At 66.4% G+C, this 13,225-nt stretch carries 12 protein-coding genes; 9 read left to right on the top strand and 3 right to left on the bottom strand.

Features of this window, described 5'->3' with window-relative positions:
• Window positions 1–66: 66 nt before the first annotated feature.
• The 3 genes from KME82_RS17390 to yhbY all read right to left on the bottom strand — a co-directional run bounded on the left by KME82_RS17390 (window position 67) and on the right by yhbY (window position 1,644).
• Window positions 67–678 carry a D-Ala-D-Ala carboxypeptidase family metallohydrolase gene (locus KME82_RS17390; protein ID WP_215495164.1) on the bottom strand — a complete coding sequence of 204 codons (612 nt, stop codon included), beginning with the start codon at window positions 676–678 and terminating at the stop codon, window positions 67–69.
• A gap of 179 nt (window positions 679–857) precedes the next feature.
• Window positions 858–1,232 (bottom strand): Mth938-like domain-containing protein, encoded by a 375-nt coding sequence (locus tag KME82_RS17385; protein WP_215495163.1) that lies wholly within the window; start codon window positions 1,230–1,232, stop codon window positions 858–860.
• A 106-nt stretch (window positions 1,233–1,338) separates the two neighbouring features.
• On the bottom strand, window positions 1,339–1,644 hold the full coding sequence (yhbY, locus tag KME82_RS17380) for a ribosome assembly RNA-binding protein YhbY (protein WP_036114097.1): 306 nt from the start codon (window positions 1,642–1,644) through the stop codon (window positions 1,339–1,341).
• 78 nt (window positions 1,645–1,722) lie between these two features.
• On the opposite strand from yhbY, the gene rlmE reads away from it, so the two are divergent.
• From rlmE to hflC, 9 genes are all read left to right on the top strand, one after another.
• Complete coding sequence (gene rlmE / locus KME82_RS17375) at window positions 1,723–2,370, top strand: 23S rRNA (uridine(2552)-2'-O)-methyltransferase RlmE (protein WP_046657431.1); 648 nt, start codon at window positions 1,723–1,725, stop codon at window positions 2,368–2,370.
• Window positions 2,371–2,528: 158 nt separating this feature from the next.
• Window positions 2,529–4,424, top strand: coding sequence for an ATP-dependent zinc metalloprotease FtsH (ftsH, locus tag KME82_RS17370; RefSeq protein WP_215495162.1), 1,896 nt, complete (start codon window positions 2,529–2,531; stop codon window positions 4,422–4,424).
• 319 nt (window positions 4,425–4,743) lie between these two features.
• Window positions 4,744–5,643 carry a dihydropteroate synthase gene (gene folP / locus KME82_RS17365; protein ID WP_215495161.1) on the top strand — a complete coding sequence of 300 codons (900 nt, stop codon included), beginning with the start codon at window positions 4,744–4,746 and terminating at the stop codon, window positions 5,641–5,643.
• A 2,207-nt stretch (window positions 5,644–7,850) separates the two neighbouring features.
• The gene (locus KME82_RS17360) at window positions 7,851–8,078 is read left to right on the top strand and encodes a hypothetical protein (RefSeq protein WP_215495160.1); all 228 of its coding nucleotides are present in this window, start codon (window positions 7,851–7,853) and stop codon (window positions 8,076–8,078) included.
• 209 nt (window positions 8,079–8,287) lie between these two features.
• Window positions 8,288–9,274 carry a tRNA (adenosine(37)-N6)-dimethylallyltransferase MiaA gene (miaA, locus tag KME82_RS17355; RefSeq protein WP_215495159.1) on the top strand — a complete coding sequence of 329 codons (987 nt, stop codon included), beginning with the start codon at window positions 8,288–8,290 and terminating at the stop codon, window positions 9,272–9,274.
• A 174-nt stretch (window positions 9,275–9,448) separates the two neighbouring features.
• A complete protein-coding gene (hfq, locus tag KME82_RS17350) occupies window positions 9,449–9,721 on the top strand; it encodes an RNA chaperone Hfq (RefSeq protein WP_036114113.1) in 273 nt (90 codons plus the stop codon).
• 87 nt (window positions 9,722–9,808) lie between these two features.
• Window positions 9,809–11,107 carry a ribosome rescue GTPase HflX gene (gene hflX, locus KME82_RS17345; RefSeq protein WP_215495158.1) on the top strand — a complete coding sequence of 433 codons (1,299 nt, stop codon included), beginning with the start codon at window positions 9,809–9,811 and terminating at the stop codon, window positions 11,105–11,107.
• Window positions 11,108–11,250: 143 nt separating this feature from the next.
• A complete protein-coding gene (gene hflK / locus KME82_RS17340) occupies window positions 11,251–12,360 on the top strand; it encodes an FtsH protease activity modulator HflK (protein ID WP_215495157.1) in 1,110 nt (369 codons plus the stop codon).
• The gene (gene hflC / locus KME82_RS17335) at window positions 12,357–13,220 is read left to right on the top strand and encodes a protease modulator HflC (RefSeq protein ID WP_215495156.1); all 864 of its coding nucleotides are present in this window, start codon (window positions 12,357–12,359) and stop codon (window positions 13,218–13,220) included. Before hflK ends, hflC begins: the two co-directional genes overlap by 4 nt.
• Window positions 13,221–13,225: the final 5 nt, after the last annotated feature.

Genomic DNA, 13,225 nt, shown 5'->3' with positions numbered 1-13,225 from the left:
GCAAAACCTTCGCCATGGTAGCGGCTGGCGCGACGTCACTCGTTATGTTGCGTCGGGCCGGTTCGCCTAATGTTTCAGGCGCGCGCCGGGCATGCACTGCGATGTCCGGTACGTGTAGTCGTAGCCCCAGGTGCGGAACCCAGCGGTGTCGATGTGCAGATGGTGCGCGTCGTAGAACCCGAGCCCGAAGCCGCTCGTCGGCCCGCGACGGCGCCAGTAGGCGCACAGCGCTTTCGTATCCGCGTCGCGGGCGAGGTCGAAGTCATAGGCGCCGCCGCTCATGTGGCGGCTGCGCGAACTGCCGCCTTCGCAACGATTCAAGGCCGCATCGCGATACCCGGAGGTGATTTCGACGCCCTCGAGCAAGCCCGCGGCGCGCAAGTCGGCGATCAAGCGCAGCGTGCGCGCCGTATCCGGCCACATCGGTTTCGGCGGCAGCGCAAACTCGGCCGCGCCGCATTGCCGCCAGCGCCGGCCGGAACGCAGCATCTGCGGCATCGGCGGTAGATCGGCAAGGCCTTGAGCGCGCAAGTAACCGCGGTATTCGTCCACGTGCTCGCGTTGGCCGCCCGCGAGCCAGCGTTCGTAGCGTTCGGCCGGCGAGGGCGCGCGACAACCGGCGATCGCAATCGCCGCGAGCAGCAACAAAAGCCGCATCGCGGCAAAGCGAGTGTTCAAGCCTCGCGTGTTGTTCCAGTAGCCCCCTGTAGGAGCGACGCGAGTCGCGACCGCGACCTCAGGGTTTCGACGCAGCCGAGAGGCCGCGGTCGCGACTCGCGTCGCTCCTACAGTCGGAACCGTCGGGTACGGATCGGGCGCGGCATGGGTGGTTCGCCTCGAACGGGCACCACGCCAGCTCACGCGCCCAGCACGAACCCCGCGACCACTTTGCGGCCTTCGCCGGCCAGCACGTTGAAGGTGCGCGCGGCGGCCGAATTGGTCATGGTTTCCAGGCCGACGCCGCGGCGCAGGCAGGCGGCGAGGGTCGCGGCGGGCGGAAAGACCTGGGTGGCGCCGCCGCCGAGCACGATCAGCTCCGGCTCCAGCGCGAACAGCGGTTCCAGGTCGTCGATGGTCAGGGCGCGCACGTCGCTCACCGCCCAGTCTTCGATCAGCCGGTTCGGGGCGAGGACGAAACTGCGCTGCAGCCGCCGGTCGTTGACCAGCGCGACCTGGCCGTCGGCCCCGCGCAGGAAGAATTCGTGGTCGGGGCGTTCAAGGGTCAGTTGCATGGGGGCGGGAATCGGGAATGGGGAATCGGGAATCGGCAAAACCGGAGCGGAGCAGGGGCGGGGGGCGTTCCGATTCCCTATTCCCGATTCCCCATTCCCGGCTTCATCAAGACCGCGGCAACACGATCTGGCGCTTTTCCTTGCTCGGGCGGTACAGCACGGCGGTGTGGCCGATCCGCTGGACCAGGGCCGAGCCGGTCCGTTCAGCTATGTCGGCGATCATGGCGTCGCGGACCTCGCGGTCGTCGGCGCCGACCTTGACCTTGATCAGCTCGTGGTGCTCGAGCGCATGGTCGATTTCGGCCAGCAGCGCATCGGTAATGCCCTTGCCGCCGACCTGCAGCATGGCCTTGAGGTCGTGGGCCTGTCCGCGCAGGAAACGGGTCTGGGCGGAGGTCAACAGGGTGGGCATCGGGTCACACGTACTAAGCGTAAAGGGCGCTCAGGGTATCATGGCGTCCCTAACCCCCACCGGGACGGCCGCCCGCTCATGGCGACCCGAAGCAAATCCAGCCAGCGCTGGCTCAAGGAACACTTCTCCGACCCCTTCGTAAAGAAGGCCAAGGCCGAAGGCTTGCGCTCGCGCGCGGCCTACAAACTCGAGGAACTGGTCGAACGCGACCGCCTGCTCAAGCCCGGGATGATCGTGGTCGACCTGGGCGCCGCCCCGGGCGGCTGGTCGCAATGGCTGCGCAGCGAGCTGGACCGGCTGAACCCGCGCCAGCCCGGCCGGGTCATCGCCCTGGACATCCTCGACATGCCCGGCCTGGCCGGGGTCGAGTTCATCCTGGGCGATTTCCGTGAAGACGAGGTCCTGGCCCAGCTGGAGACCAGCGTCGGCGGGCAGCCGGTGGACCTTGTTCTGTCCGACATGGCCCCCAATATGAGCGGTGTGGACGCGGTGGACCTGCCGCGAGCGATGCACCTTTCGGAGCTGGCGATGGATTTCGCCGACCGGCACCTGAAGGTCGACGGCACGTTCCTGATCAAGCTGTTCCAGGGCGTGGGCTTCGACGATTACGTGCGCGAACTGCGCCGTCGCTACGCCAAGGTCTCGATCCGCAAGCCGGCGGCGTCGCGCAAGCGATCGCCGGAGGTGTACGCGCTGGCGCAGGGCAAGAAGGCGGCGATGACCTGATCCATGACGATCGGGCGATTGCGCCGACGGTCTGACCGGCCGAATCTCGGCAGGTGCGCGGCGTGGCTGTATGGCAATCTGGGCGTTACCGCCGGCGCACAAGGCGCCGGAGGACACGAGACCCCCACTTCCCGTGGGGTTCGCAGGGTAGGAAATACATGAACGATTTGGCCAAGAATCTGCTGCTCTGGGTGATCGTCGCCGTCGTGCTGATGGTGGTGTTCCAGGCGTTCGGTCCGCGTACCGCGGGCTCGGAAGTGCTCGCCTACGACCAGTTCATCAACCAGGTCCAGACCGACCGCATCAAGGAGGTCAAGATCTCCGATGACGGCACGACGATCACCGGCAAGCGCAAGGACGACAGCACGTTCACGACCTACAGCACGCGCGATCCGTACCTGATCAACGACCTGATCAACCACAAGGTGATCACCGAGCAGACCCCGCCGTCGAGCAGCCCCTCGCTGATCATGATCCTGATCAACGTGCTGCCGTGGCTGCTGTTCATCGGTATCTGGGTCTATTTCATGCGCCAGATGCAGCAGGGCGGCAGCAAGGGCGCGATGAGCTTCGGCCGCTCGCGGGCCAAGCTGCAGGGCGAGGACCAGGTCAAGGTGACCCTGGCCGACGTCGCCGGCTGCGACGAGGCCAAGGAAGAAGTCGGCGAGCTCGTCGAGTTCCTGCGCGACCCGTCCAAGTTCCAGAAGCTCGGCGGCAAGATCCCGCGCGGCGTGCTGATGGTCGGCCCGCCCGGCACCGGCAAGACCTTGCTGGCCCGCGCCATCGCCGGCGAGGCCAAGGTGCCGTTCTTCTCGATCTCCGGTTCGGACTTCGTCGAAATGTTCGTCGGCGTCGGCGCCAGCCGCGTGCGCGACATGTTCGAGCAGGCCAAGAAGCACGCGCCGTGCATCATCTTCATCGACGAAATCGACGCGGTCGGCCGTCATCGCGGCGCCGGCCTGGGCGGCGGTCACGACGAGCGCGAGCAGACCCTCAACCAGTTGCTGGTCGAGATGGACGGTTTCGAGGGCGGCGAAGGCGTGATCGTGATCGCCGCGACCAACCGTCCCGACGTGCTCGATCCGGCGCTGCTGCGTCCGGGCCGTTTCGACCGCCAGGTCGTGGTCGGCCTGCCCGACGTCAAGGGCCGCGAGCAGATCCTGCGCGTGCACATGCGCAAGCTGCCGCTGGCCGACGACGTCGAGCCGATGACGATCGCCCGCGGCACTCCGGGTTTCTCTGGCGCCGACCTGGCCAACTTGTGCAACGAGGCGGCCTTGTTCGCCGCGCGCGAGAACGGCAAGGAAGTGCGCATGGAGCACTTCGACAAGGCGCGCGACAAGATCCTGATGGGCGCCGAGCGCCGTTCGATGGCGATGAGCGAGGACGAAAAGAAGCTCACCGCGTATCACGAAGCCGGCCACGCCATCGTCGGCCGCGTCGTGCCCGAGCACGATCCGGTCTACAAGGTCACCATCATCCCGCGTGGCCGCGCCCTGGGCGTGACGATGTACCTGCCCGAAGGCGACAAGTACTCGATGAACCGCGTGGCGATCGAATCGCAGCTGTGCTCGCTGTACGGCGGCCGCGTCGCCGAGGAGCTGATCTTCGGCGTCGACAAGGTCACCACCGGCGCGTCCAACGACATCGAACGCGCGACCAAGATGGCCCGCAACATGGTTACCAAGTGGGGCCTGAGCGACGAGATGGGCCCGATCGCCTACGGCGAAGAAGAAGACGAAGTCTTCCTCGGCCGTTCGGTCACCCAGCACAAGAACGTGTCCAACGAGACCGCGCGCAAGATCGACGAAGTGGTGCGCGGCATCCTCGACAAGGCCTACGGCCGCACCTCGGAAATCCTCAAGGACAACCTGGACAAGCTGCACGTGATGGCCGAGGCGCTGCTGCAGTACGAGACCATCGACGCGACCCAGATCGACGCGATCATGGCCGGCCGCGAGCCGGGCCCGCCGGCCGACTGGGCCAAGTCGGGCCGGGTGTCCAAGGACGACAACCGTCCGGGCGCGATCGGTGGGCCTGCGGCGCAGACTTGATCGGTTCGACATCGCTGATTGAATAAAAACGCCGGGGCTTTGCTCCGGCGTTTTTGTTTGTTCGCCGGTCGGGGCTGAGGAAGGCGTCGGCAGTGGTGCGGTGATGCGGGGGCGTGGCGTCTGGGCGGAAAGCGTCGGGGCTGAAGCCCCTCCCACAAAAGACCTCGTAGATCGCCTCGTTATCAAGACCAGGTGAGAAGCACGAAGTCTCTTGTGGGAGGGGCCTCAGCCCCGACGTTCTTCGTTCAGCCACCGCACACCCACAAGCCAAGCCGGCAAGCGTTAGCATCCCAATCATCGCCATCCGCACGGAATCGCCATGTTCGACCTAGCCCCGACCCTGGACTGCAACGGCCGCCGCCTGGTGCTCGATCGCCCGCGCGTGCTCGGCATCGTCAACGTCACGCCCGATTCGTTCTCCGACGGCGGCGCCCACGACACCACCGACGCGGCGATCGCCCACGGCCTCAAGCTCGCCGAACAAGGCGCCGACGCGCTCGACATCGGCGGCGAATCCACCCGCCCCGGCGCCGACGAGGTTCCGCTCGAGGAAGAACTGCGCCGCACGATCCCGGTGATCGAACGCCTGGCGCGCGAAACCACGCTGCCGATCAGCATCGACACCTCCAAGCCCGAGGTCATGCGCGCCGCGGTCGAAGCCGGCGCCGGCCTGATCAACGACGTCTACGCGCTGCGCCGCGACGGTGCGCTCGACATGGCCGCCTCGCTCGGCGTCCCGGTGGTGCTCATGCACATGCAGGGCGAGCCGCGCTCGATGCAGCACGAGCCGAGCTACGACGACGTGGTGTCCGAAGTGCATCGCTTCCTGGCCGAGCGCATCTTCGCCGCCGAGATGGCCGGCATCGACAAGAAACGCATCGTGGTCGATCCCGGATTCGGTTTCGGCAAGACGCTTGAGCACAATCTGACGTTGCTCGCGCAGCTCGAACGCTATGCCGAACTCGGCGTGCCGGTGCTGGCCGGATTCTCGCGCAAACGCAGCATCGGCCAGATCACCGGCCGCGACGATCCGCGCGATCGCGTATCGGGCTCGGTGGCCGCGCACCTGATCGCGGCCCAGCGCGGCGCCAGGCTGCTGCGGGTACACGATGTCGCCGCGACCGTCGACGCCCTCAAGGTGTGGGAGGCCGTGACGGCGCAACAAGCGCCCAGACGCGCCGCGTCGCCGTCGATGCCGAAGTGGCCGGACGACGAATGAGTCGACGTCGCGGACGCGTTGGGCCTGTCATCCCCGTCGCCGATGAGGCCGTCCAGAGACGGTCGATCCATCAGCGCAGGCACGCGTTGACGTGCGTGGCCAAAAAATAGCCAATCTTGCGTATGCCTTGCGGGGTAACGCGTGGAACCCAATTCAAGGCGTGTGTCCGCAGGCTTGTCCACAGGCGTTGTGGACATAGTGCCGGTCTGATGATGGAAGATGACCGTGCTCGATCAGCGCTTGCCGCGCGTCCACTTGTGAAAACCCGATCGCCTCCTGTAGGAGCGGCGCAAGCCGCGACCGCGAACCATGGTTGCGCGAGGTCGCGGTCGCGGCTTGCGCCGCTCCTGCAAGGGAACACAAGACGCTTGACTGTTCGCGCGGTATTTGCGCCGAAGCCTCATGTCAGCGAATGATCAAAATATAGCCAAACTCGGTTAGGCCTTGTCGCATAAGGCGTGAAACCCGATTGCAGCGCGTGTATCCGCAGGTTTGCCCACAGGCGTTGTGGACATTGATGCAGCCCGATAGCGGTTGTCAGATGAGCGTTCGACCAACGCTTTCCGCACACACACGCGAAAATCCGAGTGCCTCCTGTAGGAGCGGCGCGAGCCGCGACCTCGACATCGCGCTTACGTCGCAGCCATGGTTCGCGGTCGCGGCTTGCGCCGCTCCTACAAGGCGACACGAAACGCTTGACTGTGCGGGGGGGATTTGAGCTGAGCCCTAATATCGAGGGTTGATCAAAATTTAGCCAAACTTGCCTGGGCCTTGTCGTGCAAGGCGTGAAACCCGATTGCAATGCGTGTATCCGCAGGTTTGCCCACAGGCGTTGTGGACATTGATGCAGCCCGATAGCGGTTGTCAGATGAGCGTTCGACCAACGCTTTCCGCACACACACGAAAATCCGAGTGCTCCCTGTAGGAGCGGCGCGAGCCGCGACTGCGACCTCGCGCCTACGTCGCAGCTATGGTTCGCGGTCGCGGCTTGCGCCGCTCCTACAGGGCGAAACGAAACGCTTGACTGTGCGGTGGGATTTGAGCTGAGCCCTAATATCGAGGGCTGATCAAAATTTAGCCAAACTTGCTCAGGCCTTGTCACGCAAGGCGTGAAACCCGATTGCAGCGCGTGTATCCGCAGGTTTGCCCACAGGCGTTGTGGACATTGATGCAGCCCGATAGCGGTTGTCAGATGAGCGTTCGACCAACGCTTTCCACACACACACACACACACGAAAATCCGAGCGCCTCCTGTAGGAGCGGCGCAAGCCGCGACCGCGAACCATGGCTGCGACGTAGGCGCGAGGTCGCGGTCGCGGCTCGCGCCGCTCCTACAGGGCGACACGAAACGCTTGACTGTGCGGGTGGAATTTGAGCCGACACCCCATATCGGCGAATGGTCAAAATATAGCCAAACTTGCCCAGCCATTGCCGCGCAAGGCGTGAAACCCGATTGCAATGCGTGTATCCGCAGGTTTGCCCACAGGCGTTGTGGACATTGATGCGCCCCCGATAGCCGTTGTCAGATGAGCGTTCGACCAACGCTTTCCACACACACACACACGAAAATCCGAGTGCTCCCTGTAGGAGCGGCGCGAGCCGCGACTGCGACCTCGCGCCTACGTCGCAGCCATGGTTCGCGGTCGCGGCTTGCGCCGCTCCTACAGGGGGATACGAAACGCTTGACGGTGCGGGCGGGATTTGAATTGAGGCCGCATTTCGAGGGCTGATCAAAATTTAGCCAAACTTGCCCAGGCCTTGTCGCGCAAGGCGTGAAACCCGATTGCAATGCGTGTGTCCGCAGGCTTGTCCACAGGCGTTGTGGACATTGAGTTAGCTCGGCGGGTGTGGTTGGGCGAAGGGCCGATCACCGCCTGCATCGCGCGCGCTCGGGGAGTACTGACTGCTCCCTGCAGGAGCGGCGCGCGCCGCGACCGCGACCTCGCGCTTGCGTCGCAGCCATGGTTCGCGGTCGCGGCTTACGCCGCTCCTGCAGGGGATACAAAACGCTTGACTGTGCGGGCGATGTTTGAGTCGAGGCCGCATATCGAAGGCTGATCAAAATTTAGCCAAACTTACCCGGCCCTTGCCACGCAAGGCGTGAAACCCGATTGCAATGCGTGTGTCCGCAGGTTTGTCCACAGGCATTGTGGACAGGCGTCCGCTGCCGCGGGCGTCGGCGAATCGCCGGCTGCGGAACGTTCAAAATGCTTGCATTCGCCGAGGGCTTCTGCGTCGCCGTCCGTCGCCGCGGCGATGCCGATTCGCGCGCGCACGTCAAGCGAAAATCGCTGGCGAAATTTTCGCCAAACCTCTTGCAATGCTTGTACCGCAACGCTTCGCAGGGGGTGATCTGGAAACTGTCCGCAGGCTTGTCCACAGGCTGTGTGGACAACCGTAACGGCTTGGTCAAAAAACCGACAAACAGTCTCTAAGCGTTGCGCCGCAAGGGCCGGATAGGCTTATCAACAGGCTTGCCCCAGCGGTTCTCCACAGCTTTTGTGGGGAAGCGCGGTGTTCGTCCGCCGCGGTTGTCCACCGCTCGCGCCGCGGGCGCGGCGCTTTCGCCCTGCACCGGGCTGTGCGAGTCTGCCGGCTGTTCCGCCGCCGACCCGCCCGCATCGCGAATGACCCCGCACTGCACATGAACGTTTCCGCCGATCCACGCCCGCTCGCCATCGCCGTGATGGGGCCGACCGCCTCGGGCAAGACCGCGCTCGCGCTGGAATGGGCGCAGCGGCTGGATGCGGAGATCGTCAGCGTCGACTCGGCGCTGGTCTACCGCGGGCTCGACATCGGCGCGGCCAAACCCTCGGCGCAGGAGCGCGCGGCGGTGCCGCATCACCTGATCGACGTGCGCGAGCCGTGGCAGCCGTATTCGGCCGCCGAGTTCGCGCTCGACGCGCGCCGCGCCATGGACGCGATCGCCGCGCGCGGACGGATGCCGATCCTGGCCGGCGGCACCGGGCTGTACTTCCACGCCCTGTTGCAGGGGCTGTCGGAGATGCCGCAGGCCGATCCGGCGCTGCGCGCGCAACTGGGCATCGAGGCCGAGCAACGCGGCTGGGCCGCGCTGCACGCCGAACTGGCCCGGATCGACCCACGGGCCGCCGCCCGCATCCACGCCACCGATGCCCAGCGCATCCAGCGCGCGCTCGAGGTCTATCGCCTGTCCGGCCGCAGCATCAGCCACTGGCGCGAGCAGGCGCCGCCGCCGCGATTGCCGTATCGGGTGCTCAAGCTGGTACTGGCGCCGGCCGAGCGCGCGGTGCTGCACGGCCGCATCGAGCAGCGCTTCGACGCGATGCTGGCGCAGGGTTTCCTCGATGAAGTCCGCGGCCTGCGTGCGCTGCCGCAGCTGCAGGCGCATCCGCAGCCGCTGGACCTGCCGGCGATCCGCGCGGTCGGCTATCGCCAGGCCTGGGAGCATCTGGACGGCGCGTACCCGGAGGCCGAGTTCCGCGATCGCGGCATCTACGCCACCCGCCAGCTGGCCAAGCGCCAGCTGACCTGGCTGCGCGGCGAACTTGACGCGCGCTGGTTCGATCCTTTGCGCGACGCGGCCGAACTGGAGCATGCCTTGAGGCTGTTCGCCGGCGCCCGGCTGCGTGGGGCGGGGCACGCCGCTTAGAATGGAGCGCGCAAACCCGGAACCGGGTCGCAATGTTTGCTTGGACTTGCGTTAACATCGGGCGGTCGCCCCTGTGGGGACAACAGCCGGCGATACGGAAGCACCTGCCTTCGGGCCACCGCAAGGGCAGGGCGCGCCGTTCCTAATAACTAGAACATGCTGGGGAACTAGAAGATGTCTAAGGGGCAATCCCTGCAGGATCCTTTCCTGAATGCGCTGCGTCGCGAACGCGTACCGGTGTCGGTCTACCTGGTCAACGGCATCAAGCTGCAGGGCACGATCGAATCGTTCGACCAGTTCGTGGTGCTGTTGCGCAACACCGTCAGTCAGATGGTCTACAAACACGCCATTTCCACCGTCGTCCCCGCGCGCAACGTCCGCGTCGGTCCGGGCGGCGGCTATGTCCAGTCGGCCGACGGCAGCGACGGCGGCGACGAAGCGGAATGATGCAAGCCGCGGGCGGGGAGAATTGAGAAACCGGTGCGTCGCCTCCATCTGCATTAGTTCTCACTCTCCACTCGTTGCCCATACCCGATGTTCGAGCGTTCCAAGAAGGGCGAACACGCCCTGCTGATCCAGCCTCATGCCGGCGGTGCGCCGGATGAGGACCTTCTGGAAGAATTCGCCGATCTGGCGCGGTCGGCGGGCGCCACGGTGGCCGCGGTCATCACCGCGCGCATCGACAAGCCCAATGCGGCGATCCTGATCGGCAGCGGCAAGCTCGACGAGGTCAAGGCCGCGGCCGACGCCAGCGGCGCCGACCTGATCCTGGTCAACCATCGGCTGTCGCCGGGCCAGGAGCGCAACCTGGAGAAGCTGCTGGAGCGGCGGGTGGTCGACCGCACCGGCCTGATCCTCGACATTTTCTCCCAGCGCGCGCACAGCGCCGAGGGCAAGCTGCAGGTCGAGCTGGCCCAGCTCAAGCACATGTCGACCCGGCTGATCCGCGGCTGGACCCACCTGGAGCGCCAGCGCGGCGGTTCGATCGGCCTGCGCGGCCCGGGTGAAACCCAGCTCGAAACCGATCGCCGGCTGCTGCAAAAACGCCTGGAGCAGTTGCAAAAGCGCCTGGACAAGGTCGAAGTGCAGCGCACCCAGATGCGCCGCGCGCGCATGCGCAGCGAGCTGCCGCGGGTGGCGCTGGTCGGCTACACCAACGCCGGCAAGTCGACCTTGTTCAATGCGATGACCGGCGCCGACGCGTATGCCGCCGACCAGTTGTTCGCGACCTTGGACCCGACCGTGCGCCGGATCGATCTGCCCGGCGGCGGCGCGGTGCTGGCCGATACGGTGGGGTTCGTGCGCGATCTGCCTCATGACCTGGTCGCCGCGTTCCGCTCGACCCTGTCGGAGGCGCGCGAGGCCGATCTGCTGCTGCACGTGATCGACGCTGCCGACCCGCTGCGCGACGAGCGCATCGCCCAGGTCGACGAGGTGCTGGCCGATATCGGCGCCGGCGATTTGCCGCAGTTGCTGGTATTCAACAAGATCGACCGGCTCGACGAGGTCGCCCCGCGCATCGACCGCCCGGGCGAAGGCAAGAACCGGGTATGGGTGTCGGCCCGCGACGGCAAGGGCCTGGACCTGCTGCGCGAGGCGCTGGGCGAGGCCCTGCAACTGCGCCACGTCACCGGCAGCGTGCGGATCGCCTCGCAGGACGCGCGTCTGCGCGCGCGCCTGCACGAACTCGGCGCGGTGCGGTCCGAACAGGCCGACGAGCACGGCTGGCTGGTCGACGTCGACCTCGCGGTGACCGACGCCGAGCGCCTGTTCGCCCAGCCTAATGGCGAGGCATTGCGCCCCTTGCTTGAGACCGTTCAGGCCCCCACCTAGAATCGACAGGTTCGCGCGCGGTAACCCGCGCGCGTATCTCCGTGGCGCCCCACGCCACGGTCCGGTGCCGGCCCCGCCGCGGGCCGGTGCAGCAGGCGGAACATCGGATGTTCCGCCTGGCGTCCACTTCTTTAGGAGCAGGCATGGCCTGGAACACCCCCGGCAGTGACAATTCCGGCGACAACCGACCGTCGCGGCAACGCAAACCCCAAGGCCGCGGCCTCGACGCGCTGATCGATCCGCTGCGCGGACTGTTCGGCGGCGGAGGCGGCGGCATCCTGCGCTGGGTCGCGTTGCTGGTCGGCCTGTGGCTGGTGTTCAACTGCTTCGTGCTGGTGACCGAGCAGGAGCGCGGCGTGGTCCTGCGCTTCGGCGTGTTCTCGCGCGTGCTCCAGCCCGGCCCGCACTTCAAGGCGCCGTGGCCGGTGGAGAGCGTGCGCAAGGTCAATGCGACCCAGAGCAAGGCCTACAGCGAGACCGTGCCGGTGCTGACCCGCGACGGCAACATGGTCAACGTCGAGATCAATGTCCAGTACCGGATCGAGTCGCCGTACCAGTACCTGTTCGGTTCGCGCGAACCCGAGGAAGTGCTCAAGCAGGCCGCGCAGAGCGCGGTGCGCGAGCAGATCGGCCGTTCCGACCTGGACACCGTGCTCGGCGCGCGCAGCGTGCTGACCACCCAGGTGCGCCAGCGCCTGCAGGGTTCGCTCAAGGATTACGAGACCGGCCTGACCGTCACCGAGCTCAACCTGCCCAACGCGCGCCCGCCCGACGAGGTCAAGGACGCGTTCGACGAAGCCCAGCGCGCCAACGCCGACAAGACCACCTCGATCAACGAGGCCCAGGCCTACGCCAAGAAGATCGTCCCGGAAGCGCGCGGCAACGCCCAGCGCATCCGCACCACCGCCGAGGGCTACAAGACCTCGACCGTGGCCCGCGCCGAAGGCGAGGCGACCCACTTCTCGCTGCTGGTCGACCAGTACAAGAACGCGCCCGACGTGACCCGCAAGCGGCTGTGGCTGGACACCGTGCAGGAAGTGCTGAGCCAGAACCGCAAGATCGTCGGCGGCGATTCGCGCCAGGTGCTGTACGTGCCCATGGCCGATCGCAACGGCACGGCGGTCACGCCCGGCCCGGTCAGCGTGCCGCTGACACAACCTGAGCTGCTCAACCCGGTGACCGCGACCGAAAGCACCGTGCCCTACGTCGGCCGACCGACGCGCCCGAAGACCCGTGACGAGGTGATGCGATGAGAGTTCCCGCCCTGATTGCCGCGGGCGTCGCCCTGCTGTTGGCCCTGATGGGGTCGATGTTCGTGGTCAACGCCGGTCACAGCGCGATCATCTTCCGCCTGGGCACCGTGGTGCGCAGCGACCTCGGCCCCGGCCTGCACTTCAAGTGGCCGCTGATCGAAAGCCAGCGCGTGTTCGACCTGCGCCTGAAGATCCTGCCGGCCGAGCCGGAGCGTTACCTGACCGCCGACAAGCTCGACGTCAGCGTCGACTTCTTCGCCTTGGGCCAGATCGAAGACATGCGCCGCTTCTTCCAGGCCACTGGCGGCGACGAAAGCGTCGCGGCCGAGCGTCTGGCGCCGATCATCCGCGACTCGCTGCGCAACGAGATCAACTCGCTCAAGCTGCTCGACGTGGTCAAGGGCGATCGCGAAGCGGTGATCGGCAAGCAGCTGGCCGCGATCAACAAGGGCGCGGCGACCCTGGGCGTCAAGATCAAGGACATCCGGATCAAGCGCATCGACCTGCCGCAGGACAGCAACGTGCTGGCGTCGGTGTACAACCAGATGAAGTCGCAGCGTCTGCAGGTCGCCAGCCAGTTGCGCGCCGAAGGCTTCGAGTTGGCGCAAGCGATCCGCGCCACCGCCGACCGCGACAAGACCGTGATCCTGGCCGAAGCCGAGCGCGACGCCCAGCGTTCGCGCGGCGAGGGCGATGCCGAGGCTACCCGCATCTACGGCATTGCCGCCAACAAGGACCCGGCGTTCTTCGCCTTCCAGCGCAGCCTGGAGAGCTACCGCAAGTCGTTCGCCGACGGCCAGAGCGTGATCGTGCTGGACCGCGACGATCCGTTCCTGCAATACCTCAAGTCCGATCGCTGATCGGA

It is taken from the genome of Lysobacter capsici, assembly GCF_018732085.1.
In the GTDB taxonomy this organism is placed as follows: Bacteria; Pseudomonadota; Gammaproteobacteria; order Xanthomonadales; family Xanthomonadaceae; genus Lysobacter; species Lysobacter capsici_A.
This window is presented reverse-complemented; position numbering and strand designations above follow the sequence as displayed.